General features: G+C 61.5%; 23 protein-coding genes and 1 pseudogene. 17 read left to right on the forward strand and 7 right to left on the reverse strand.

Annotation, left to right across the window (positions count from 1 at the left end; all coding sequences use genetic code 11):
* Positions 1-22: 22 nt before the first annotated feature.
* From C7A17_RS02615 to C7A17_RS02625, 3 genes are all read left to right on the forward strand, one after another.
* Complete coding sequence (locus C7A17_RS02615) at positions 23-364, forward strand: antibiotic biosynthesis monooxygenase family protein (protein ID WP_106736547.1); 342 nt, start codon at positions 23-25, stop codon at positions 362-364.
* A gap of 570 nt (positions 365-934) precedes the next feature.
* Positions 935-3106: a TonB-dependent receptor plug domain-containing protein gene (locus C7A17_RS02620; protein ID WP_106736548.1), complete on the forward strand. Its 2172-nt coding sequence runs from the start codon at positions 935-937 to the stop codon at positions 3104-3106.
* Between the two features lie 121 nt (positions 3107-3227).
* Positions 3228-3707 carry a VOC family protein gene (locus C7A17_RS02625; protein WP_106736549.1) on the forward strand — a complete coding sequence of 160 codons (480 nt, stop codon included), beginning with the start codon at positions 3228-3230 and terminating at the stop codon, positions 3705-3707.
* A gap of 12 nt (positions 3708-3719) precedes the next feature.
* On the opposite strand, the gene C7A17_RS02630 is transcribed toward C7A17_RS02625, so the two are convergent.
* A complete protein-coding gene (locus C7A17_RS02630) occupies positions 3720-4205 on the reverse strand; it encodes a hypothetical protein (RefSeq protein ID WP_106736550.1) in 486 nt (161 codons plus the stop codon).
* A gap of 278 nt (positions 4206-4483) precedes the next feature.
* Between C7A17_RS02630 and C7A17_RS02635 the strand changes: the two genes are divergently transcribed.
* From C7A17_RS02635 to C7A17_RS27015, 6 genes and pseudogenes are all read left to right on the forward strand, one after another.
* The gene (locus tag C7A17_RS02635) at positions 4484-5002 is read left to right on the forward strand and encodes a sigma-70 family RNA polymerase sigma factor (protein ID WP_106736551.1); all 519 of its coding nucleotides are present in this window, start codon (positions 4484-4486) and stop codon (positions 5000-5002) included.
* A gap of 8 nt (positions 5003-5010) precedes the next feature.
* A complete protein-coding gene (locus C7A17_RS02640; RefSeq protein WP_106736552.1) occupies positions 5011-5973 on the forward strand; it encodes a FecR family protein in 963 nt (320 codons plus the stop codon).
* Between the two features lie 99 nt (positions 5974-6072).
* On the forward strand, positions 6073-8490 hold the full coding sequence (locus C7A17_RS02645) for a TonB-dependent siderophore receptor (RefSeq protein WP_106736553.1): 2418 nt from the start codon (positions 6073-6075) through the stop codon (positions 8488-8490).
* A 184-nt stretch (positions 8491-8674) separates the two neighbouring features.
* Positions 8675-9336 (forward strand): annotated as a pseudogene (locus C7A17_RS02650) (phytanoyl-CoA dioxygenase family protein).
* 450 nt (positions 9337-9786) lie between these two features.
* Complete coding sequence (locus tag C7A17_RS02655; protein ID WP_158704636.1) at positions 9787-12033, forward strand: autotransporter outer membrane beta-barrel domain-containing protein; 2247 nt, start codon at positions 9787-9789, stop codon at positions 12031-12033.
* A 214-nt stretch (positions 12034-12247) separates the two neighbouring features.
* Complete coding sequence (locus C7A17_RS27015) at positions 12248-12403, forward strand: hypothetical protein (RefSeq protein ID WP_234035870.1); 156 nt, start codon at positions 12248-12250, stop codon at positions 12401-12403.
* A 66-nt stretch (positions 12404-12469) separates the two neighbouring features.
* Here the strand turns inward: C7A17_RS27015 and C7A17_RS02665 are convergent, their stop codons facing one another.
* A complete protein-coding gene (locus C7A17_RS02665; protein WP_106736555.1) occupies positions 12470-13357 on the reverse strand; it encodes a LysR family transcriptional regulator in 888 nt (295 codons plus the stop codon).
* Between the two features lie 93 nt (positions 13358-13450).
* On the opposite strand from C7A17_RS02665, the gene C7A17_RS02670 reads away from it, so the two are divergent.
* A complete protein-coding gene (locus tag C7A17_RS02670) occupies positions 13451-14227 on the forward strand; it encodes an SDR family NAD(P)-dependent oxidoreductase (RefSeq protein WP_106736556.1) in 777 nt (258 codons plus the stop codon).
* Positions 14224-14997 (forward strand): SDR family NAD(P)-dependent oxidoreductase, encoded by a 774-nt coding sequence (locus tag C7A17_RS02675; protein ID WP_106736557.1) that lies wholly within the window; start codon positions 14224-14226, stop codon positions 14995-14997. The genes C7A17_RS02670 and C7A17_RS02675 overlap by 4 nt, the downstream gene beginning before the upstream one ends.
* Here C7A17_RS02675 and C7A17_RS02680 read toward each other — a convergent pair.
* On the reverse strand, positions 14991-15740 hold the full coding sequence (locus tag C7A17_RS02680; protein ID WP_106736558.1) for a substrate-binding periplasmic protein: 750 nt from the start codon (positions 15738-15740) through the stop codon (positions 14991-14993). The two genes, C7A17_RS02675 and C7A17_RS02680, sit on opposite strands and share 7 nt — an antisense overlap.
* 162 nt (positions 15741-15902) lie before the next feature.
* Between C7A17_RS02680 and C7A17_RS02685 the strand changes: the two genes are divergently transcribed.
* Complete coding sequence (locus C7A17_RS02685; RefSeq protein ID WP_106736559.1) at positions 15903-16355, forward strand: MerR family transcriptional regulator; 453 nt, start codon at positions 15903-15905, stop codon at positions 16353-16355.
* 79 nt (positions 16356-16434) lie between these two features.
* Here the strand turns inward: C7A17_RS02685 and C7A17_RS02690 are convergent, their stop codons facing one another.
* From C7A17_RS02690 to C7A17_RS02700, 3 genes are all read right to left on the reverse strand, one after another.
* Entirely contained in the window at positions 16435-17436 is a 1002-nt protein-coding gene (locus C7A17_RS02690; RefSeq protein WP_106736560.1) for an NADP-dependent oxidoreductase, read from the reverse strand.
* 76 nt (positions 17437-17512) lie between these two features.
* A complete protein-coding gene (locus C7A17_RS02695) occupies positions 17513-18844 on the reverse strand; it encodes a DUF1329 domain-containing protein (RefSeq protein ID WP_234035871.1) in 1332 nt (443 codons plus the stop codon).
* Positions 18837-19133, reverse strand: a complete 297-nt coding sequence (locus tag C7A17_RS02700; protein ID WP_106736561.1) for a hypothetical protein — start codon at positions 19131-19133, stop codon at positions 18837-18839. Before C7A17_RS02700 ends, C7A17_RS02695 begins: the two co-directional genes overlap by 8 nt.
* Positions 19134-19270: 137 nt before the next feature.
* On the opposite strand from C7A17_RS02700, the gene C7A17_RS02705 reads away from it, so the two are divergent.
* Both C7A17_RS02705 and C7A17_RS02710 read left to right on the forward strand, forming a co-directional pair.
* Positions 19271-19780 carry a winged helix-turn-helix transcriptional regulator gene (locus C7A17_RS02705; protein ID WP_106736562.1) on the forward strand — a complete coding sequence of 170 codons (510 nt, stop codon included), beginning with the start codon at positions 19271-19273 and terminating at the stop codon, positions 19778-19780.
* Positions 19781-19880: 100 nt separating this feature from the next.
* Positions 19881-21116 (forward strand): NADH:flavin oxidoreductase/NADH oxidase family protein, encoded by a 1236-nt coding sequence (locus tag C7A17_RS02710; protein WP_106736563.1) that lies wholly within the window; start codon positions 19881-19883, stop codon positions 21114-21116.
* 14 nt (positions 21117-21130) lie between these two features.
* Here C7A17_RS02710 and C7A17_RS27020 read toward each other — a convergent pair whose 3' ends face one another.
* Entirely contained in the window at positions 21131-21403 is a 273-nt protein-coding gene (locus tag C7A17_RS27020; RefSeq protein ID WP_234035872.1) for a hypothetical protein, read from the reverse strand.
* A 166-nt stretch (positions 21404-21569) separates the two neighbouring features.
* Here C7A17_RS27020 and C7A17_RS27025 point away from each other — a divergent pair, with 166 nt between their 5' ends.
* From C7A17_RS27025 to C7A17_RS26895, 3 genes are all read left to right on the forward strand, one after another.
* Entirely contained in the window at positions 21570-21821 is a 252-nt protein-coding gene (locus tag C7A17_RS27025) for a hypothetical protein (protein ID WP_234035873.1), read from the forward strand.
* A 42-nt stretch (positions 21822-21863) separates the two neighbouring features.
* Complete coding sequence (locus C7A17_RS02720) at positions 21864-22049, forward strand: helix-turn-helix domain-containing protein (protein WP_234035874.1); 186 nt, start codon at positions 21864-21866, stop codon at positions 22047-22049.
* 178 nt (positions 22050-22227) lie between these two features.
* On the forward strand, positions 22228-22401 hold the full coding sequence (locus tag C7A17_RS26895) for a hypothetical protein (protein WP_199796386.1): 174 nt from the start codon (positions 22228-22230) through the stop codon (positions 22399-22401).
* The last annotated feature ends 2 nt before the right edge of the window (positions 22402-22403 follow it).

A 22403-nucleotide genomic window follows, 5' to 3' on the forward strand; every position in this document is an offset into this window, starting at 1 on the left:
CAAACCACTTTGGAGAAATCCCATGATTTACGAGATCGCTCTACTCCCCGTTCACCCGGAACATATCGAGAATTTCAGACCTGCATTTGCCAATGTCGAACCGTTGCTGAAACGCGCCACGGGTTACGGCGGCCACATGCTCACGCAAGGCATCGAAACGCCTCAGGTATTCAACCTCATCGTGCGCTGGCGCTCACTTACAGACCACAAGGTCTTCGAAGCGAGTGATGACCATCAGGTATTCATGGATGGGCTAGAGGAATACTTCTCGGCAGAACCGACGGTCTACCACATTGAAGATGCACCTTTCGTTTCTGCAGGACAGAACGAACAGAGCAGCATCTTCGATCAGGCAGCGCCTTAGAGCCTGTTCAAAGTCTCGCGAGCTAGAGCCAGGCAAGGCGAAATCGAGCGAAGAACGCTCGGAGTCGCGTTCGACTTTACGAGCTGTAAATGAGCATTCTGAGCTTGATTTCAACGCTGCATGGCCGACGCGCAGCAGACTTTGAACACGCTCTTAGAGGCCTATTGGTCTTAAGCAACGGTTCGTTTCGAGAAATCCTCAGACTTGATTCCGCCAATTTTCAGCAACAGTGATTTGACCTGACAGTTATTGCTCTGAGCGCATGGCTGCCAGGTCAATTCCGTGCTTCATGGCAACGCCCGCTCGACTGACCTCCCCCTCCAACGCCGAACCAAGGCGTTTTCAAGGCCGCTCGCGCCTGCGCGAGATCCGGCTCAGCGCTGAGCGCATCGTCCACCGCGTCGCTCGTTCTCCCACCTCGTCAACATGGCGCGCCCCCACCTCAGGTGAGTGCCCTCCCGGCGATTGCCACCGGGCAAGCGGCTTCTGCCAATGATTTTCATGCGCATGATTGATTTATACATTTGGAAATAATTATCATTAAATGAATCTAAAACAATGTGAGCCATCATGCACAACAGGAATAAGAGAGCTCTGCTGGGTCTTCTGCTGGCCAGCTGCAGCGCCCCGCTTGCCGCCCAGGTCGTCAGCCTGGACGCGGTAGAAATCTCCAGCGCCCCCATCGAGAACGCCGTGCAACGCGCTCACGCCGAACGACGTGAGGCCAGCAGTTCGAAGGCTGTTATCGAAGCCGAGCAGCTCAACCAGTTTGGCGACCAGCCGCTGGGCGATGCTCTTCGTCGCCTGGTCGGGGTCTCCTTTGCCGGCGCCAACCGCGCGCGTGAGGTGCAGTTGCGCGGCATCGGCCCCGAGTACGCGCAGGTGCTGGTCAACGGTCGACGTATCCTCGATGCCAACTCCAAGCGCAGCGTGCAGCTGGATCGCATCCCAAGCTCACTGGTCGAGCGAGTCGAGATTATCCGCTCGCCCCTGGCCAGCCAGGAGGGCCAGGGCGCTGCGGGCACCGTCAATATCATTCTCAAGCAGCGCGCCAAGGGCGGTAACGGCGAGATCGGCATCGGTGCCGGGCATATGGAAAGCAACGGTGGCCTGGGAGATGCCACCGCCTTCTACAGCCTGGGTAACGACAACGTCACGCTGAACCTGGCGGGTGGCGTGCAGTTGCAGCGCCGTAACGAGAGCAAGGACTCGCTGGTGTTCAACAACAGTGGCGCCAATGGCGGTGAGCTGGGCACCAATGAACGCCGCTTCGAGCAAGGCAACTTCCTGCCCTCGCTGGAGCTGCGCCTGGACGAGGCCAACCGCCTGAACTTCCAGCTCGATTACCTGAAGACCACCGAATACCGCGATGACATCGCTGCCGAGCTGGAAACCGCGCAGAACGCGGTTCGTCGCACCGAGTTCGAGGATCGCGAGCGCAAGCGCACCAACCTGGGCCTGCTCAGCGACTGGACGCACCAGTGGAGCGATGACACTGAGCTGCTGCTGAGCCTAGACCTGCAGAAGGCCGACGAGGACACCACCCGCGACGCCAAACGCTACCGGGCCAACGGCACCCTGGATCGCACGCGCCTACGCGACGAGAACATCCACATGACCTCCGTCTCTCCCAACCTCAAGGTCAAGACGCTGCTCGACGCGCACAGCCTCGAATGGGGCGTCGGGGCACGCCGCGAAACCCGCGAAGAGGACAACAGCAATATCGAGAACGGTACGCTCAGGCCAATCAATGCCGCGCGCACCTATCAAATTCGTGAAGACATCACCCATCTGTTCGCTCAGGACACCTGGCTCCTGCCCTGGGGCGACAGCCTGACCTACGGCCTGCGCCTGGAAGATGCCCACACCCGCACCCGCGATTTCAGCGGCGCCAAGCAGCAGACCAGCAAGCTGAGCCCGCTGCCTTCGATCAGCTACCTGGGCCATCTCAGCGCCAACACCGACTGGCGCCTGGGTATCGCGCGCACGCTGCGCCGGCCGGATCTGCGCGAACTGAGCCCGACCGTCACCACCGACTCCGGCACGTTGGCCAGACCCGACACCGGCGGCAACCCGGCAATGACGCCAGAATCCATCTGGGGTGTCGACCTGGGGCTGGATCACTTCTTCAATGATCAACGCGGCCTGCTCTCGGCCAACCTGTTCCATCGCCAGTTCAGCGACAAGATCGAAAGCGTCCTCAGCCAGCAGGACAACGGTCGTTGGCTGAGCCACACGGAGAACGCCGGCGACGGCCAGGCCAGCGGTCTGGAGCTGGAAGCACGCGCGCCGCTGGATGCCCTTGGTATGCCGCAGCTAACGCTATGGTCCAACGCCACTGCCGTGCACACCCGTCTGAAGAGCGAAGCCACCGGTGAAACCCGGCGCTTCCTCGATCAACCGGACTACCTGTTCAACGCTGGCGCCGACTACTACCTGGCCAGCCTGCGCACTACCTTCGGCGTCAACTACAACTGGAACAGCGGCTACAACCAGAAATATCGACTGACCTCGGGCAAGACGGCAGAGGGCGATCAGGATGCCGTCGGCCGTGTCGATGTCTCGGCGCGTACCCAACTCAGCGAGAACACCAGCCTGAACCTGTCGGTGCTCAACCTGTTCGCCCAGAACGAGGACAGCCGCGCCACCACCTATGGCGCCAATGGCCTGCTGGAAAGCAACAGCCTGACCGAGGAAGGCACCTACCGCACCTTCTACGTACGCGTACAAACCGCCTTCTGACCGGTTTCACCCGCGCCAAAGGCTCCGGGCACATCAGTGCCTGGAGCCTTTCTCATTCTGGCATCGCCAGCGTTATTGCCGACTAGACTTCTGACTCCATACACCGCTCTGGAGAGTCGGAATGAGCAGCAAGAACACCATCTGCCTCTGGTACGACCGTGACGCGCTGGAGGCTGCCACCTTCTACGCCGAGACCTTTCCTGACAGCACCGTGTTGGCCGTGCATCACGCGCCCGGCGATTACCCCAGCGGCCAACAGGGCGACGTGCTGACGGTTGAGTTCAAGGTGATGGGCATTCCCTGCCTCGGCCTCAACGGTGGCCCGGTGTTCCGACACAACGAGGCGTTTTCGTTTCAGGTCGCCACCGACGATCAGGCCGAGACGGATCGCTTGTGGAGCGCGATCATCGACAACGGTGGTCAGGCCAGCGAATGCGGCTGGTGCAAGGACAAATGGGGTATTTCCTGGCAGATCACGCCACGCATTCTTAGCGATGCCATCGCCAACCCTGACCGCGCAGCCGCCAAGCGCGCCTTCGAGGCGATGATGACCATGAGCAAGATCGATATCGCCCGGATCGAGGCGGCGCTTAGAGGTTGATCAGCCCGTCGGTCAGGTGCGGGCGTTCTTCTTCTCCAGGATCAGAGACGCTTCGTTATAGGCGCTCTGGAAGGCGTCGCTGCCGATCCAGGCGACCGCCGCATCCTCGTCTTCGCCATGGAATATCGCCCGGTAGACGATCAGCAGGCCCATCATGAAATCGGTCGCGGCGTCTTGCGACTCCTCGGCGACTACCAGCTCCAACACCGGGTATTGCAGGAACACCAGGCACAGCGCGAGCAGGCTGATGCCCTCGCCGGCCTTCATCGCCTGGAGCAGGTCGTCGAAATGCGCCGGGTCGAAGCCGTTCTCTTCGATGTCCTTGAAGTCGAACGTACTGAGATCGATCTCGACATCGTCGAACGGCTCGTTGATCAGTGGGTTGGCCAGAATCGGGTGGACGAGATTGGCCTGGTGCTTGGGCTTGCCCATGCGGTTCTGCTTGGCCTTGGTCTTGGCCCGCTGGGCGCGCTTCTTCTGTTTCTCAGGGGAGGCCATGCAGGCGAGTTCCTCGTTGGTGCAGCCATGTTCATGGCCCGGAATGGTCAGGCGCCCATTGTATGGGGTATTGCCGAAGACTGTCGGCCCCAGGCACAGGCATTTTCGAGGCGGCCGAACGCTATACGCCGCCGGCGCCAACCGGCATGGCATCCACCGCAACGCTGCTGCGAGCGCATGCATCAGGTCGGTAGTTGCGATACGAGCCGGCAAACCCATATCATGCGAATAATTCTCAAATGTAATTTGAGATGGATTCCCCCATCGCGAGTTTGCGCATGTCCGCGGCCGAGCCTCCTTTCCAGCAAGCCCTCCATGAGCTCTACAGCGACCACCACGGTTGGTTGCTCGCCTGGTTGCGTCGCAAGCTTGGCTGCTCGCACAACGCGGCGGATCTGGCGCAGGACACCTTCGCGCGCATTATCTCCTCACGCGAGATGCTGGGCAGCATCCGTGAGCCGCGAGCCTTCCTGACCACCACGGCACGCCGCCTGGTGATCGACAAGTCACGCCGCCAGCAGATCGAAGACGCCTACCTGCGAGAACTGGCGCTGGTCGCCGAGAGTCTGGAGGGTTACCAATCGCCCGAGCAGATTCTCGTCACCCTCGAAGCGTTGGAGCAGATCGCCTTCGTGCTCGAGGAACTCAGCGCCAAGCAGCGGCAAGCCTTCCTCCTGTATTTCCTGGACGGCCAGACGCAACTCGAAGTCGCCGCACAGATGGGTATTTCCGAGCGGATGGTGCGCAAGCACCTGATGCAAGCGCTGCTGCATTGCAGTAACGCGCTGGATATCTGAACACTGCCATGAGCAAAACCGACGCCATCAACGAACAGGCCGCCAACTGGCTGATCCTGCTCAACGAGCCGGATGCCGACGAGCGCCTGCGCGCCGAGTTCGAGCTCTGGAAACACAGCGACCCGCGTCATGCCGCGGCGGCCGAACGACTGCAGGGGTTCATCGGCCAGATGGCGGCGCTGCGTCCGCAGAAGGCTTCGGTGCATGCCGCGCTGGATGCGGCATTCAGCAGTCGCAACACGCGTAGCAAGCGCAGCACCACTGCCCTGCTCCTGCTGTTCGCCCTGCTGCCCGCCTGGGCGCTGTGGCGCAGCGAGCTACCCAGCTACATGCTGGCTGACCTGCGCACTCAGCCAGCGCAGTGGTTGCAGCACCAGTTGCCCGATCAGTCGCTGCTGACCCTCAACGGCAACAGCGCCGTGGACGTGCAGTACGACGGCGAACAACGTCGTATCCGTTTGTTGCGTGGCGAAGTGCTGGTGGAGGTCGCTCACGATCCGGCGCGGCCGTTCGTCGTCGAGACCGAGCAAGGTCAGATGCGTGCATTGGGCACCCGTTTCGTGGTCACCCGGCAGAACGACGTGACCCTGCTGACCATGCTCGAATCACGCGTGGCAGCCAGCGCTGTCGACGCGCCCATAACCGTCGAGGTAAGCGCTGGCGAGCAGGCACGTATCAGTCGCAGCGACGTGCAACTGACGGCCCCGGTGGATACCCGTAGCGTCGAAGACTCCTGGCGTCACCATCAACTGGTGGTGAAGGATCAGCCGCTGCCGGAAGTGCTCGACCAACTGGCCAGGCAGTTCCCCGGCCATGTGCAATTCGACCGGGAGGAACTGGCGAATCTGCGCGTCTCTGCGGTGCTGCCGCTGGATGACAGCACTCGCGCACTGAACCTGCTCGCCGAGGTGCTGCCGCTGCAGGTTCGCGAGTTCACCCCATGGCTGCGCATCGTCACCCGCAAGCCCTGAGGCAGTGACCTGAAATAATTTGCACGACCGAGGGTTCCGGGTTTCAGTGCTCGCCCGTCAAGGAGGATAGAAACCAAAAAACACGGGACTCTATCGATCATGCGCCTCTCCACCGCGCCACTTGGCTACGCCGTCACCCCATTGGCTCTAGCCGTCCAGCTGACGCTCGCCACCCTGCTCGGCACCGCAGTCATCCTCCCTGCCAGCGCCCTGGGCGCAGAGCAGGTGCAGCACCGCTACGACATCGACGCCGGCCTGCTGGCCGACGTACTGAACCGCTTCGCCCAGCAGTCCGGCATCGCCCTGGCGTTCGAGCCGCAGCGGCTGGCCGGCCGGCAGAGCACCGGCCTGCGCGGCCAGTATGACGTCGACAGCGGTTTCACCACCCTGCTGCAAGGCAGTGGCTTCGCAGCCAGCCGGGGCAACAATGGGTATGTCCTGGTATCCGTGGGCGACAGCCTGGAACTGAGCGCCCTGACCGTCACCGGAGTCGGCGAGGAACGCGCCACCGAGTACGTGGCCGGCTACGTGGCCAAGCGCAACCTGAGCGCGACCAAGACCGATACGCCCATCATCGAAACACCGCAGTCGCTGTCGGTGGTCACCAGCGACGAAATCCGTGATCGCCAATCGGAGACACTGTCCCAGGCGCTGAATCTGACGCCCGGTTTCACCAGCCAGCCGACCAGCTTCAACCGCACCTCCGACCGCTTCCGCATCCGCGGCTTCGATGTGGAATCGGCCACCGGCGGCTCCCTGCGCGACGGCCTGCGCCTGCAGAACAACTCCTACGACGGTGTGCAGGAGCCCTACGGCCTGGAGCGCGCGGAAGTGATTCGCGGCGCGGCCTCGGTACTCTACGGCCAGCTCTCGCCGGGAGGCCTGATCAATGCGGTGAGCAAGCGCCCCACCAGCACACCGCTGCGTGAAGTGAACCTGCAACTGGGCCAGGATGATCGGCGCCAGGTTTCGGCCGACTTCAGTGGCCCGCTGGGCGACAGCGAAACGCTGAGCTACCGCCTGACCCTGCTCAACCGCGACAGCTCGACGCCGCAGGATCATATCGACAACGACAAGCTGTACATCGCCCCGGCACTGACCTGGCGCCCGAACGAAGACACCTCGCTGACGCTGCTGTCGTTCTACCAGAAGACCAAGACCGGCTTCTCTGCACCGCTGCCCTACCAACTGGTAAAAGGCGTCGGCGACAGCCCGTACAAAATCGGTCGCCATGACTTCATCGGTGAGCCGGACTACGACAAGATGGACGGCGAGATGTCGACCCTCGGCTACGAGTTCGAGCATCGCTTCAACGAGCATGCACGCATCAGCCACAAGCTGCGCTACTACCAGTCGAAGGTCGAGTGGGATTACCTGCAGGTCAACAACGCCAGCCTGGCCAATGTCCCGACCACCGGGGTGCTGGGCCGTCAGTACAGTGACCGAACCGAAAACTCGCGAGGCATTGCCAGCGATACCAACATCGAGACCAACTGGCATTTCGGTGACTGGCGCCATGTGCTGCTGGTCGGTTTCGACGGCTACGACACCTCGTACGACTCGCACAACTTCCGCGGTAATGCACCTGCACTGGATCTGACCCGCTACAACTACGGCCAACCCGTGGTGGTGGACAAGCGCCAGTCGCGCGACCGTGGCTCGCAAGTCGACACCCTGCAGAAAGGCGTGTATCTGCAGGATCAGATCAGCTTCGACGATCGCTGGATCGCCGTGCTCGGCGCCCGTCACGATTGGGCTGGCCAGGATCAGCGCGCGCATGCCAACGGCATGAAGGCCAGCAGCGACAACGAAGCCACCACCTGGCGCGCCGGGCTGGTGTACAAGGCCGACAACGGCCTGGCGCCCTATATCAGCTACAGCGAATCCTTCTTCCCCATCGCCGTGGCGGATGCCGCCGGGCAGAGCTTCGCGCCCACCGAAGGCGAGCAGTACGAGATCGGCATACGCTACCAACCGCAAGGCAGCAACCTGCTGCTCAGCGCAGCGGTCTATGAGCTGACCCAACGCAACGTGCTCAAGCCGGATCAGTTGAACAACACCTACACCCAGACCGGCGAAGTACGCTCGCGCGGACTGGAACTGGAGGCCCGCGCCGACCTCACGCCGAATGCCAGCCTGATCGCCTCCTATGCCTATGTCGATGCGCGCATCACCAAGAGCACCATCGCTGCGGAAATCGACCAGCGCAGCGAGGACACGCCCTATCACCAGGCAGCCCTGTGGGCCGATTACCGCTTCACCGACTTCGGCCTGCCGCAGCTGCGCATCGGCGGCGGTGCTCGCTACAAGGGCAGCACCCAGGCCTCGCAGATCGACTCGGCCCTGCCGCCGTACACCCTGTTCGATGCCATGGCCAGCTACACCATCGACGACAACTGGGAAGTGACGGTGAACGCCAGCAACCTGACCAACAAGCAGTACACCTACTGCGAGTTCGCCATCTGCCGCTATGGCGACGAACGCCAAGTCGTCAGCACAGTGAGTTACCGCTGGTAGAAACGGCCGCACCAGTTCGAGCACTCGGGTTTTCGCATCTGAGGGCGTGACGCTACTGCTGCCACATGGTGAGATAGCACGCCCACTCAAGGCAGAGCGATACTGCCTTGGGTGGTGGACGAGGCCTTTGCCAGTTGGCATATCCGCCCCCTTCTCCTGGAGATGCAGGGAAGCTCATGGCGTCATGACAGACCGCGACCTGCTCCATCTGCAAGGCTATGCCCTGCTAAGCCAGGCGGTTCCACCGGGCTGGCTGGATGAACTGCGTACAGTGTTCGATGCCGGCGTCAGAGCCTCGGATCAATGGCCCGTGCCACGCGGTTCCGATTGGCGTCACTCGCAGCTCGATGATGACGCCAGGGTTCACGCCTGCCACAGCTGCTGACAGTGGTTGGCGAACTGATCGGTGAGCGCTTCTTCCTCGCCCTGGTGGAAGGCCGCGAGCCATTGGCAGGCGGTGGTCATCAACAGCTGCACCGTGATCTCTCGGCGCAGCGCCCGGGCGATATCGCCAACGCCATGATCTACTTCGACGATTACGGCCCCGGTAACGGCGCCACCCGCATCGTCCCGGGGAGCCATCGCCCACAATCGGGCGAGCCACCATTCGACTGCAACGACGAGTCGCACGCCGAACAACTTGCCGGTGCAGCGGGCGACATTCTGGTATTCGACGTCGACCTGGTACACGCCGGCAGCCGAAACGTACTCGGCCCCCGTCGCCGTTCCATCCTGATCAGCTACTTTTCCGAGGCGCTGTATGAGTCCTACCTGCAGACACGCAGCATGCGGGGGATTCGGATGGATGCAAGCGAGCGGTTCGAGCCTGGGGTATTCAGGATCTAAATAAAAAGAAAGGGATGGCCAGTCAATTACTGAAATATGCCAATTGGTAAAAAATGCATTCCCCACATCCCCAAACATTCGCTCAATAGCTTGTTAAATAACGACCCAACACATGAGCATCACCACAACAGGCATACATACCCCTGCGAATCAATTACCTGTGCTAACGCCTCACAGCGAATTAATCACCCCCAAGCCCTGGGCAATATCAGTACCTTGGACACGTCACTAATGCGGTGCTACCCCGCCAAATACGGCCTCGAACAGAGATGGTCGTCGATTCCTATTGGCAGGGCAATTCAGCTTCAAACACTCCATGGCTGTACCTTCGCGAATTCTAGTTAGCGACGACAGCTTTATACTTTTTGTTGCAGCGCTTGCACATTAAAGAGTAGCCTGCCGACTAATAACAGCGGAAAACCGCAGATTGCCGATGCTAGGGAGAAAGTCTTGAACAAAAATAATAGAAAAAACGCATTTACAGGACTATCTGAGGATTGGATCGTCTCCCCGCTATCGACGATTAAAGAGAAAGCACTTAAATCGGATAATTTATTTACCAAAGCACTGTTAGCAACGAGTATTTCCGTAGCAGCAGGCACTGCAGCAGCCAATATAGTTATTGACTCTGGCATGTCCCAGAGTGTGCCTTCAGGTATGCTGTTCGACGCTGCCGGGTACCTTGTTGTTGGCGGAAACACGTTTGGCCAACTCAGCATCGCCGGTGGCGGCGAAGCTACCAACACCGATGCTTATGTTGGCTTTAGCAATGGGAGCCAGGGCGAGGTATTCGTTAGCGGCACAGGCGCCAAATGGACAACTAACGGCTTCCTCTCCATAGGTTTTGATGGGCAGGCCATCGTCATGGTTGACGACGGTGCAAGTGTCATCGTCCAAGATGGCACTGACCTGGCGGCAGGCTTGAACAGCTACGCTCAGTTGACACTCAGCGGTACCGGTAATGCCCGTGGGCTGTTTTCAACGCCTTACATCATGAAGGGCATAGGTATAGGGCTGCTTCAGTGGGACGGCGGTATCCTGCAGGCTAGAAGTAACGAGCTCGAATTCTTCCCCAACTTCAGCTTCGGGGACATTAACATTACAAACAACGGGGCCTTTCTCGATACCAACGGCTACAACGTCGGTATTCAAACGCCCGGCATCCTCATTGGCACCGGCGGTCTGACCAAGCTGGGCGCGGGCACCCTGACCATCGCCGGCAACAACTCCTGGAATGGCGACACAACCGTAACCGCAGGCACACTAGCGCTGAGCAGTTACACCCAGAGTGGCAGCCAGACACTGACCATTGGCGTCGCCAGTAGCTCGAACTACGGCAGGCTCAATGTCAGTGGCGTCGCCAACTTCAACAACAGCAACCTCGCCGTCGATGTCATCGGAAGCCCTACGCTGGCCAACAACCTCTCTCTGACAGGCGTTGTCACGGCCGGTACGCTGAACGCGACGAGCTTCAACGTCACTGACAATTCCGCGCTGTTCGACTTCAACGCCACCATCAACGGTAATAGCGTCGATCTCAACGTCATTGCCAGTGGTAACGGTTCGAGCGGCACTACCGTCTACGGTTCGGCGCTCAACAACCGTCTATACCCGGCCTTGGGTGCAGCCAGCGTCCTTGATACTCAAGTCCAGGGGGCCCCAACCGGCGATATGGCCGATGTCGTTACCGCGCTTGGCCGCCTGCCGGACGAGCGTAGCGTCGCGCGCGCCGCAGCACAGACTCTCCCCCTCAACGCCAGTGCCCAGGCCACACTGGGGGCACTCAACACCATCAACTCGATCTTCGCCAGTCGCTTCGCTCCCAGACCCAGCGGTATGTCCGCTGGTGACACAGCGATGAACAAGCAAGTCTGGATCAGACCCTTCGGCTCCAGAGCCGATCAGGACGATACCGATGACAACGCCTCGGGTTACAGCGCCGATACCTGGGGACTGGCGGCGGGTGTCGAGGGTGATATCGGAGAAACCCAACTAGGCATTGCCTATGCCTACGCCAACACTCGACTCGACGGCAACACCCACCTGAGTGGTGCAGGAACCCACTCGGAAATCGATAGCCATGTCATCGCCCTCTACGGCAGCCGCCCGCTCAGTGACATGGTGCTGGGCTTTCAGATCGATGCTGGATGGAACGACAACGACAGTGATCGCAGCCTCGACTTCGGGGGGCTCAATCGCTCTGCCAGCGCCAGCTATGACAGTTGGAGCCTGCATGCAGGCTCCAACTTGTCCAAAGCCATCGTTCTGGATCAGGCCAATACCTTCATTCCGGCTATCCGTGCTGATTACACCCGGCTTAGAAGTGAGTCCTATACCGAGCGCGGTGCAGGTGCACTGAACCTCGATGTCGAAGCTAATACCGTCGAGGTTCTGACCTTCGGTTTAGATGGCCGTCTCGTCCACACTCTCACCCCCAATGCACAGCTCGAAGCCATCGTTGGCGTGAGTTATGACGTCATCAACGACGACAACAACTTGGTGGCCACGTATGCCGGTGCTCCGGGGCAAAGCTTTGTAGCCGCCGGGATCGACCATGGCCCCTGGCTGGCCAGGGCTGGCGTGGGCTATACCTACAGCCTTGAGAACGGAACGGATATCTCGATTCGCTACGAAGCCAGTGGCCGAAATGACTACCTGGCTCAATCAGCCTCGATCAAGGCGGTTTGGAGTTTTTGAACGCTCACCTGCAAAGCAGGCCCGCGTAGCCGAACCGCCGAGGGCACCATATAGCCCAGTATCCCGCCGCTCTCCTGCACGCTATCGGGAGACGGTGAACAAGCGTGGCGACGCTGCACGTCTACCTGACCAAGAACTGGGCAATCGGGGGCCGCGGTCAATACCGCAGCCCCCATCGCGCGAGCCGGATTTTTTCGGCGCTGCCGTGCCCGACATGCCGGATCTGAACACGGTATTCGCGGAGAGGATGGCGCTTGGCCGTGTGGGCGTACCGGACGATATCGGCCCGATGATCGCCAGCCTGCTCGGTGAGGAGAATCGCTGGATCAACGCTCAACGCATCGAGGTATCCGGCGGGCAGACGATCTGACCGCCAAGCAGTACGCCATGCGATCAGGCAAGTGTTCGTGTCACCGCGAGCACTTGCCTGTCGGTTCTAGCACCGCGGCGGCTGCGTCTGTATCCGCTCCCGTATCAACTCGAGATAGCGTCGAGCCCCCAATCCCAGTGGCCGACCACTGCTCCAGACGATGTCGACCCAAAGCCGCAGCTGGCTGGCCATGTTGTCAAATTTCACTTCCTGCAAGCTACCCGAGGCAATCAGCGTAGCGACCAGGGGCGCCGGCAGATAGGCCCAGCCAAGCCCCGCCTGCACCAGGTTCAAGGTGGCCAGGTGGCTGTCGGTGAGCCACAGCCGATGGGAGAGCACAACCTGCGGATCGGTTGCCGACGGCGAACCTGCGGCGACGATGATCTGCCGTGTATCGACCATCATCTGCGCGTCCATTGCTTTCAGGTAATCCGGCGCGGCAACTGCCACCAGCAACTGACTACCCGCCTCGAGAAAGCGCTCACGCTCATCGATGCCCGGGCGCTCGAACACCAGCGCCAGGTGAGCGCTGCCTTCGTGCATCAGGCGCACGGCCTCGGCCTGCGAGGCGGAGCGCACCTCGATCTCCAGCAAGGGAAACTCATCCGCCAGGTCGACCAGAGGCTGGCTCCATATACCGGTCTGCAGCTCCGGGGCCATGGCGATGATCAGGCGCCGCTCCAGGCCCTGATGCAGTTGCAGCGCCTGCGCATCGAGCCGGTTGAGCTGGCTGGCAACCTGACGCGCCTGTGGCTCCAGAGCCAACGCCGCCTCGGTGGGGAGGGCCTTGCGCGTACTGCGGTCGAACAATTCCAGATCCAGCTCCGCCTCGAGCTGAGCAATCGCCATGCTCACGGCCGAAGGCACACGACCCAAGCGACGAGCTGCGGCGGAAAACGATCCGGCATCGAGTACGGCGAGAAAAACACGCAGGGTTTCGCTGTTGAACGCCATGGTTATTGTCAGAATCACTGATAACGATCGTCTTTATTTATCAGTAAATCCAACCTAATTTCCAGCCATCTGCAACAGGAGAGGAACAAGGTCATGAGTCAGAATTGGAAAGACCAGGTCGCGCTGATCAGCGGCGCGGGTAGCGAGCACGGCATCGGCATGGCCATCGCCAGACGGCTGGGTGCGGCCGGCGCAAAACTGATCGTCACCGCCAGCAGCGCGCGCATCGAACAGCGTGTCACCGAGTTGCGTGCCGCAGGCTACGAAGCCGAGGGCAAGGCGGTCGACCTCACCGATGAAGCCGGCGTAATGGCGTTCGCCGTGTGGGCCGAGGGGCTGTGGGGACGGGTCGACATCCTGGTCAACAATGCCGGTATGGCCATGCAGGGTAGTCCCGAGCCGTTCGCGGAGGTCTCCAGCATGAGCCTGGAGGTCTGGAACCTTTCGCTGGCCCGCAATCTGACCAGTGCCTTCCTGCTCACCCGTGCACTGCTACCCGGCATGCAGGCACGCGGTCATGGCCGGGTCATTCATATCGGTTCCACCACCGGCACCCGCGGCGGTAACCCCGGTGAAGCGGCCTACAGCGCGGCCAAGGCCGGCATGGTGGGTCTGAACATGGGCCTGGCACTGGAGGTCGCCCGTCACGGCATCACGGTCAACACCGTGGCACCTGGCTGGATTGCCACCGGGTCAAGCACGCCGGAGGAACAGCGCGCCGCAGCCTATGTACCGGTAGGCCGGGCTGGTCGCCCCGAGGAGGTGGCGGCGGCCGTGGCCTTCCTCGCTTCGCCTGAAGCCAGTTACATCACCGGCGAAACCCTGGTGGTCGACGGCGGCAACTGCCTGATCGAGAACAAAGCACCATGAAGCTGGAATCAACGATAAACCCCGTGGTTCTGATCACCGGTGCCGCCGGGGGCGTGGGCAGTGCGCTGGTGGCACGTTTTCTGGCCGGTGGCTGGCAGGTGTTTGCCACCGACGCCAATGCCGCCGGCCTGGCTGAACTGGGCAAGCGCCACGTGCTCATCGGCAGCCTGGCGGCGGACATTCGAACACCTGCAGCCTGCAACGCGGTGGTGAGTGCGGCAATCGCAGCGGCCGGTCAGCTCGATGCGGTGATCAATGCGGCAGGCGTGTGGCGCGAGGGGCCGGTGGAATCCTTCAGCGAGGAGGATTTCGACCTGGTGTTGAGCGTCAACCTCAAGGCCAGCTTCTTCATCTGCGCTGCGGCAATCCCGCATCTGCGGCAAACCCGCGGCGCGATCGTCAACATCTCCAGCGACGCCGGGCGCCAGGGCAATCCGAATGCTGCGGCCTATTGCGCCAGCAAGGGCGGCCTCAGCCTTTTCACCAAGGCGTTGGCACTCGACCTGGCGCCCTACGGCGTGCGCTGCAATGCCGTCTCGCCCGGCGATATCGACACACCCATGCTCAAGTTTCAGGCCGAGCGTTACGGCAATGGCGACCCGGACGCCTACTACCGCGAGCTGCTGGCGAAGTACCCGCAAGGCGAACAGGCGCGCTTCATCCAGCCAGAGGAAGTGGCTGAGCTGGCGTTCTTTCTCTGCCAGCCTAGCGCCAGGTCGATCACCGGGGCAGATATGGCGATCGACCAGGGTGTCTCAGCCGGTCATTGAGCCTCTGGCCGTTCGTAGCGTCGCTGGATACGCGCCAGCTCACCCGTGCGACGCAACCGTGCCAGAGCTGCGGCCCAGGCGGCAACCAGTACGTCGTCGCTGTCACGGCTGAAGGCGATGTAAAGCGAGGAGCGATACAGCTCGATGGGCACCCGTCGCAAGGTGCCAGGGGCGATCTTCAACTGGCCGCTGTAGTAGGCCACCCCGGCGTCCGTGTCACCGACGATGATCTCGGTACGACCAGCGAGCAGCATGCGGTAAAGCTGATGACTCTCGCCTGCGCTCCTGTCGAGGTTATTGAAACCCAGCGATTGCAGCATGTTCGGCACCAGGCCGGCATGCCGCGTGGTGATTTGCGGCGCACGCAGCAGTTGTTCCAGAGAACTGATCGGCTGCGCGGAATTGGCCAACTGATAGGGATGAATGGACTCTTCCACGATGGGCCCTACCCACTTGTAAAGTGGCTCGCGCTCAGGCGTACGGAAGAGCGAGTACATGATGGTATGCGGACGATGTTGCAAGACGTGAGCGGTGCGCATGCTCGGCAGCAGCACGATCTCGAAGTCATCTCCGGTGAGCGCCATGATCGCCCGTACGACTTCCGTGGCCATGCCGGTCAGTTGGCCGTTGTCGCGGTAGTTGTAGGGTGCCCACTCCTCCGTGACGACCTGATATGGCTCGGCCCTGGCCAGGGCACCAGACAACAGACAGAGCAGCGCTAAGGTGAATATCGAAGGCTTCACGCATCCTGCCTGACAATTCGAGGGATCAGGCAATCATAGCCGTTGCTACCTGCATCGCGCTGCCACTCGTGTGAGGAAACGCAGCAGTTGCATGAGCGAAAACGAAGGTTAAAGTAGTGCTTCAACCTATGGCTCGACCATCACGATAGAGGCGCAATCGGTATGAAGATCGGTGAACTGGCGCAGCGCACCAGCCTGGCAGCCTCGCGCATTCGTTTCTACGAAAGCATTGGCCTGCTCAAGCTGGTGGAGCGTCAGGCCAACGGCTATCGCAGCTACCCGGAACAAGCCGTGATGGTGCTCAACCTGATCACCACGGCCCAGCAAGCCGGCTTCAGCCTGGATGAACTGCGCACGCTGCTGCCGCAGGATCTGTCGCAATGGCAACACGGCAAACTGCTCGACACCCTGCAGGCAAAAGTGAAAGACATTGAGGCGCTGGAGCAGCGCCTGACGCAGAGCAAGACGCACCTGCTGGCGTTGATCGACGAGATCGAAAGCAAACCGGACGACCTCGACTGCGCCGCCAACGCCAGGCGGGTACTATCGAAGATGAACCTGGGCGAACCGAGCGAGGCACCCAAGCGCGCCGGCAAGAACAGCAAGCGCGCATAAGGCTGCCCTTCGTAGGGTGCTCCGCGCGCACCGCCTCCGTTGGTGAATGGCCGGATCGCTGCTCCAGCCGACGCCAGGCTCACCTCAACTTGACCACTACCTTGCCCTTCGCACGCCCACTGTCGACGTAGGCCAGTGCTCGATCGGTGGCCTCGAACGGAAAGACCTTGTCGATCACCGGGCGAATGACGCCATTGTCGATCAGCTCACCCAGCGTGGCCAGTTGCTCGCCACTGCCACGCATGAACAGAAAGGCGTAACTGACCTGGCGCTGCCTGGCCTTCTTGCGAATCCTGCGGCTCAACAGCCCCACGATCAGTTGCAGCAGCTTGGGCATGCCGGCATCTCTGGCGAACTCAGGGTCAGGTGGACCGGATAGCGTGATCAGTTGGCCGCCGGGTCTGAGCACACTCAGGGATTTCTCCAGTTCCTCCGCGCCCAGGCTGTGCAGTACCAGATCGTAGTCACGCAGTGTCTTGGCGAAATCGTCCTTCTTGTAGTCGATGACGATATCCGCGCCGAGGCTTTTCACCAGCGCGATATTGGCGCTGCTGGTGGTGGTCGCAACGTGCGCGCCCAGGTGCTTGGCCAGCTGGATCGCCAAGGTGCCGACACCACCGGAACCGGCATGAATGAAGACTTTCTGCCCCTTGCGCAGGTTGCCCTTCTCCACCAGCGCCTGCCATGCGGTCAGGCCGACCAGGGGGATCGAGGCGGCCTCCTCCATGTTCAGGCTGGCCGGTTTCAGGGCGAGGTTGGATTCGGCGACAGCGATGAACTCGGCGAAGGTGCCGATGCGACGGGTATCGGTACGGGCATAGACTTCATCACCCGGCTTGAAGCGCTGAACCTTGGCGCCAACCCGCGTCACCACGCCGGCCAGGTCGTTGCCCAGCACCAACGGCAGGCGCAGCGGCAGAATCCGCTTGAGTGCACCACTGCGAATCTTCAGATCCAATGGATTGATGCTGGCCGCGTGGATCTGCACCAGCACGTCCTGCTCGCCCAGCTTCGGCTCCGGCACCTCGGCCAGTTGCAAGGGTTCCTGCTTTCCATAACGATCGATGACGAAGGCTTTCATTGAAATCACCTGGGTTCACTGCGTGGCCGGTGGCGCAGGAAGACGCCACCGGATGGTTAGACGATCTATCGCTGGATCAGCGAATCCCCTGAGCTCTGAGAGCGGCCGGCACGAACTCCGACTTGCTCGCCTTGAAACCAAAGGTGATGGGCTGCGTGCTGTTGTAGGTCAGGCCGAACACCAGATAGCGACCATTGGTGAAGTCGTAGATCGCCTCACCCGCATACCAGGGTGTGTCGGCGTAGTCGTACTGCACATGAAAGCCCTCGGAGAACCGCCACAGCACGCCACGGCTGTCGTAATGCTCGGCCAGGGCGATCTGCCAGGTGTCTTCATCGACATAGAACACGCGCTTGGCGTAGATGTGGCGCATGCCCGGCTTGAGGGTGCCGACCACTTTCCATACGCGGTGCTTTTCATAGCGCAGATAGGCCGGATCGAGATGCCCCTTCTCGATCAACTTGTCCGAAGTCAGCTCATGGCTGGTCAGGCGGTAGTTGTTGTAGGGGATATAGATTTCCTGCTTGCCTTCCAGCTTCCAGTCGTAGCGATCCGGCGAGCCGGTGTACATGTCGTAGTTGTCGGACGTGCGCAAGCCATCGGCGGCAGTGCCAGGGCCGTCATAAGCGACCTGTGGAGCCCGCCGCACGCGACGTTGCCCGGAGTTGTAGAGCCAGGCCAGGCGCGGCTCCTTGACCTGATCGATGGTTTCCTGCACCAGCAGGATGTTTCCCGCCAGGCGGGCCGGCGCCGTCACCTTCTGCGTCGAGAAGATCATGATGTTGGCGTCGCTCACCGGGTCGAAGCCATTGAGGTTCTCCGGCCAGGCCGCACGGTCTTCGAGCTGGACTTCGCTGAAAGCACCGTTCGGCTGAGTGATCACCTGGGTATGCGTGCGCAGCAGGCTGCCACCCCGGTAGCGCATGAAGTGGTTCCACAGCACCTCCACCCCGCTCTTGGGATGGATGAAGGGGTAGTAGCCCTGGTAGTCGAGTACCCCATTGCCGCCCGCGACCAACCTGGCTGTCTGCGCGTTCTCTTGCGCCGCCTCGTAGACGTATTCGGGGTATTTGGCGGTACGCCGTGTTTCGTAGATGTTCAGGCGATAGCCGTCCGGATTACGGCGTAATTGTTCTATCTGCCCAGGCGTGAGGTTGTCTCGATAGCTCTCGTAGTTACTGGCGTCGATGGAAAACTTCACCGGGTCGTCGGCAAAGGGGTCGACGAACTGCTTGCCGATATCGCTCCACGTCACATCACGACTGAAGCCGCCCGTCCAGGCCGGAATGGAGCCGTCGGCATTGCCGGCAGCTTCGGCGCCCAGCGGCGTGAATTCCTGCGCCGCAGCAAGACTGAAGCTGGCGGCGAGGGTCGCCGCCAGCACCGAGATCGTGATGGCCTTAGTCATGGGCTTGCCCTGCCTGCGCCAGTTTTCCTTCGACGACGTCCAGGCCTTGGCGCGCCTGGCTGGAACCGAGTGCTTGCGCCTGCAGGAACCAGCTGTGGGCGTATTCCAGCGCCGATATTGCCTCGCCTTCATCACTGGCACGGGCCAGGTGGCAGTTGCCAACGGCAATCGCGAGATCCGCCGTGATCAGGCGGTCGTCCAGTTCATTGGTAACGCAGTTGCTGTGGGGTTCGGCCTGTGCGGTGGCGACGACGAAGAAGGCCGTCGCAGTCAGGAGCTGCTTGATCATGGATAGACCTCGGTAGGATGCTTCTCGATAGGTTCTATAACAGAACCTTGTGACGAGAAATTAGGTGCTATCATGAAACCTGTCAACCGCTTTGTTGCCGGCGCTCGTACGCCGCCCACCCGCCCGGAGACATTCACGTGGAACGAGTCACCTTCGAGGATCGCAATTGCTCTGTAGCCCGCTCGGTGGATGTACTGGGCGACTGGTGGAACCTGCTGATCATCCGCGAGCTGCTCTGGGGCACGACCAAGTTCGATGAATTCCAGCGCAACCTGGAGATCTCCAAGGGCATCCTGTCCAAGCGCCTGAAGCTGCTGCAGGACTACGACATCGTCGTGAAACACTCCGTCGGCAGCGGCACCGAATACGCCCTGACCGAAAAAGGCCGGGCCCTGCACGTGATCATCATCGCCATGATGCAGTGGGGGGATAAGTGGAACCCGCTGCCGGAGGGAGCCCCGCTGATTCCCATCAACCGCAAGACCGGAGCGACGCTCGCCCCGGTTCAACTGACGGATGTCAACGGCGAACCGCTTGCGCTGGAGAACCTGAGCCTGCGCCCCGGCCCTGGCGCGGATGATTCGACGCTGGACCGCTTGGACAGCCTGCGCAAGGCTTATCAGCAGAAGGCTGCGGTAGGCCACTGAGCGACTGCCCTCCGCCATGGGTATGGGGCTAGCGAGCCCCATTGACATTAAAGTGAACTTTAAAGTTAAGGTCGCTTCACCTTCAGCCGAGAAAGCGCCCATGAACCTGTTCGATCCCCTTGCCCTGCCCAATGGTTCGACCCTGCCCAATCGCCTCGCCAAGGCGGCGATGGAGGAGAACATGGCGGACGCCGACCATGCCCCCTCCACGCAGCTGATACGTCTCTACCAGGCCTGGGCCGAAGGTGGCGCCGGTCTGCTGATCAGCGGCAACGTGATGGTCGACAGCCGCGCCATGACCGGCCCCGGCGGCGTGGTGCTGGAAGACGACAGGCAACTGACCCGTTTCGAGCACTGGGCCCGTGTCGGCCGCGCCAAGGGCGCGCAATTCTGGCTGCAGATCAACCATCCCGGCCGGCAGATGCAGGTCAACCTGGGCCAGCCGACCTGGGCGCCATCGGCCGTGGCACTGGAGCTGGGCAACCTGTCCAAGCGTTTCGCCACGCCACAGGAAATGACTCCGGCGGTGATTCAGGAGGTGATCGAGCGCTTCACCCGCACCGCGCGTCTGGCTGAGCAGGCCGGTTTTACCGGGGTGGAGATCCACGCCGCGCATGGCTACCTGCTCAGCCAGTTCCTTTCACCGCTGAGCAATCAGCGCAGTGACCAGTGGGGCGGCTCGCTGGAGAACCGTGCGCGCCTGCTGCTGGAGATCGTCAAGGCAGTGCGTGCTGTGGTCACGCCTAGCTTTGCCGTGGCGGTCAAGCTCAACTCGGCCGACTTCCAGCGCGGCGGCTTCAGCGCCGAGGACGCACAACAGGTGGTGCGTCTGCTCGACGGGCTGGGCGTGGATCTGGTCGAGTTGTCCGGTGGCAGCTACGAGGCGCCGGCCATGCAGGGCCAGGCCCGCGACGGCCGTACCCTGGCGCGCGAGGCCTACTTCCTGGAGTTCGCCCGCGAGATCCGCGCCGTGGCAAGCATGCCGATCATGGTCACCGGCGGTATCCGCCGTGCACCGGTGGCGCAAGAAGTGCTGGCCAGTGGCATCGAGATGGTCGGCATCGGCACGGCCCTGGCCATCGACCCGAACCTGCCGCGCGACTGGCAACTCGGCCTCGGCAACACCCCGCAGCTACCTCCGATCACCTGGAACAATAAGGTGCTGGCCTCGCTGGCCAACATGGCGGTGGTCAAGTACCAACTGCACAAGCTCAGCCAGGGCCGGGAGTCCCAGCCCCGCGTATCCCCCTTGTGGGCGCTGCTGACGCAGCAGGTGAAAGACATCTTTCGCACTCGCCAATATCGGCGCTGGATGCAGCGGCGACAGGCGCGGTAACCGCGCCTCACCACTCAGAACGCCAGCACCTCACCATCCTGCGGAATCAGCAGTTCGACCTGCGCGCGGGTAGCGGCCTCGGCCAACGCCAGGCGGCTGACCGGGCAGTGGTTGATCGCCTCGAGGTGATTGGCCACTACAGCCTTGCCGCTCAACCGGGCGAACTCGATCACCTCGTCGATACCCATGATGATGTCGCCGCTCAGGTCGAAACGCGCACCACCTGCCGGCACCACACTGACGGCAGGCCGATGCTCGCGCACGCAGGCACGCAGGCACGCAGGCACGCACCGTATCGGTGAGCAGCGTGTCGCCCGCCAGGTACAGGCTCGGCTCACCCGGCATCTCGATCAGAAAACCGACACCGTGCTCCATCAGGCGCCCGATCATTCCCAGGCCATGGGTGCAGCGGATGGTGCGAATACGTCCGCCGAGAAAAGGGCCGGGGTATTCATGCTCTGGCAACAACACCTGCACGTTCAAACCGCGCTGTCGCAGGTAGCGGGCGTCGTGCGGCGTGCAGATCACCGGAATCTGCCGTTCGCGCAGCCACTGGGTGCCGGCACGATCCTGGTGATCGAAATGACCTTTCTGGCAATGGGTGATCAGGCAGTGAGTGACCGACTCCTGCGCGGCGCGAGCACCGACTGGCAACTCGACCAGTGGATTGCGCTGGCGAGCGCCGAACAATCGCAGCGGTGGTAACGCGCCCTGGCGCGCAAGGTAAGCGCGCAAACCGCTGAACCGGTGGCGAGCTACGCGCGGCGCATCAAGCTCTACCAACTCAGCGAACGCCTGGCCATGACCTCCTCACCGCTGAGCACGCTCAGTGCCGAACTGGGCTTCAGCAGCGCGGCCAATCTGCGGCGCATGTTCAAGGCGCTGACCGGACTGACACCCGCGCAGTATCGCCAGCAATATGGGCGCGTCTGAACTCGTAACTGCCGGTCTTTTGCGACAGTCGGCCAGGCCAGACGACAACCAAAACGCCGCTTCGCTCGTTGCGCTGATGCAACAGTCCTTTGCCAAATCCCCGGTTTAATGAGCTTGCTAACGAGGCGTATAAACGAACTGCGACATATCGCCGCATTCGCATTTCGAGGAGACAAGCATGAACGTGATCGTGCATGAGCGTGACAACGAACATCTTTCCCGTGAAGCCCGTGCCATGGGGATCGTGGTCTGGGACGTGATTCAGAATGGCGAGCTGGTCGGCATCTTCCCGTCCCAGGACGAAGCCGATGCCTACCGCCAGGCGCTGGAAGAAGCGCAGCTGCAAGGATGAGC

The organism is Pseudomonas mendocina (genome assembly GCF_003008615.1).
In the GTDB taxonomy this organism is placed as follows: Bacteria; Pseudomonadota; Gammaproteobacteria; order Pseudomonadales; family Pseudomonadaceae; genus Aquipseudomonas; species Aquipseudomonas mendocina_C.

Bases quoted from the DNA above. Each gene is read 5' to 3' on its own strand.
- C7A17_RS02700 (WP_106736561.1), bottom strand. From the start codon at position 19,133: ATGATCAAGCAGCTCCTGACTGCGACGGCCTTCTTCGTCGTCGCCACC.
- C7A17_RS02690 (WP_106736560.1), bottom strand. From the start codon at position 17,436: ATGAAAGCCTTCGTCATCGATCGTTATGGAAAGCAGGAACCCTTGCAA.
- C7A17_RS02645 (WP_106736553.1), top strand. From the start codon at position 6,073: ATGCGCCTCTCCACCGCGCCACTTGGCTACGCCGTCACCCCATTGGCT.
- C7A17_RS26895 (WP_199796386.1), top strand. From the start codon at position 22,228: ATGAACGTGATCGTGCATGAGCGTGACAACGAACATCTTTCCCGTGAA.
- C7A17_RS02685 (WP_106736559.1), top strand. From the start codon at position 15,903: ATGAAGATCGGTGAACTGGCGCAGCGCACCAGCCTGGCAGCCTCGCGC.
- C7A17_RS02640 (WP_106736552.1), top strand. From the start codon at position 5,011: ATGAGCAAAACCGACGCCATCAACGAACAGGCCGCCAACTGGCTGATC.
- C7A17_RS02635 (WP_106736551.1), top strand. From the start codon at position 4,484: ATGTCCGCGGCCGAGCCTCCTTTCCAGCAAGCCCTCCATGAGCTCTAC.
- C7A17_RS27025 (WP_234035873.1), top strand. From the start codon at position 21,570: ATGCTCTGGCAACAACACCTGCACGTTCAAACCGCGCTGTCGCAGGTA.
- C7A17_RS02615 (WP_106736547.1), top strand. From the start codon at position 23: ATGATTTACGAGATCGCTCTACTCCCCGTTCACCCGGAACATATCGAG.
- C7A17_RS02695 (WP_234035871.1), bottom strand. From the start codon at position 18,844: ATGACTAAGGCCATCACGATCTCGGTGCTGGCGGCGACCCTCGCCGCC.
- C7A17_RS02675 (WP_106736557.1), top strand. From the start codon at position 14,224: ATGAAGCTGGAATCAACGATAAACCCCGTGGTTCTGATCACCGGTGCC.
- C7A17_RS27015 (WP_234035870.1), top strand. From the start codon at position 12,248: ATGCCGGATCTGAACACGGTATTCGCGGAGAGGATGGCGCTTGGCCGT.
- C7A17_RS02670 (WP_106736556.1), top strand. From the start codon at position 13,451: ATGAGTCAGAATTGGAAAGACCAGGTCGCGCTGATCAGCGGCGCGGGT.
- C7A17_RS02710 (WP_106736563.1), top strand. From the start codon at position 19,881: ATGAACCTGTTCGATCCCCTTGCCCTGCCCAATGGTTCGACCCTGCCC.
- C7A17_RS02620 (WP_106736548.1), top strand. From the start codon at position 935: ATGCACAACAGGAATAAGAGAGCTCTGCTGGGTCTTCTGCTGGCCAGC.
- C7A17_RS02630 (WP_106736550.1), bottom strand. From the start codon at position 4,205: ATGGCCTCCCCTGAGAAACAGAAGAAGCGCGCCCAGCGGGCCAAGACC.
- C7A17_RS02665 (WP_106736555.1), bottom strand. From the start codon at position 13,357: ATGGCGTTCAACAGCGAAACCCTGCGTGTTTTTCTCGCCGTACTCGAT.
- C7A17_RS02625 (WP_106736549.1), top strand. From the start codon at position 3,228: ATGAGCAGCAAGAACACCATCTGCCTCTGGTACGACCGTGACGCGCTG.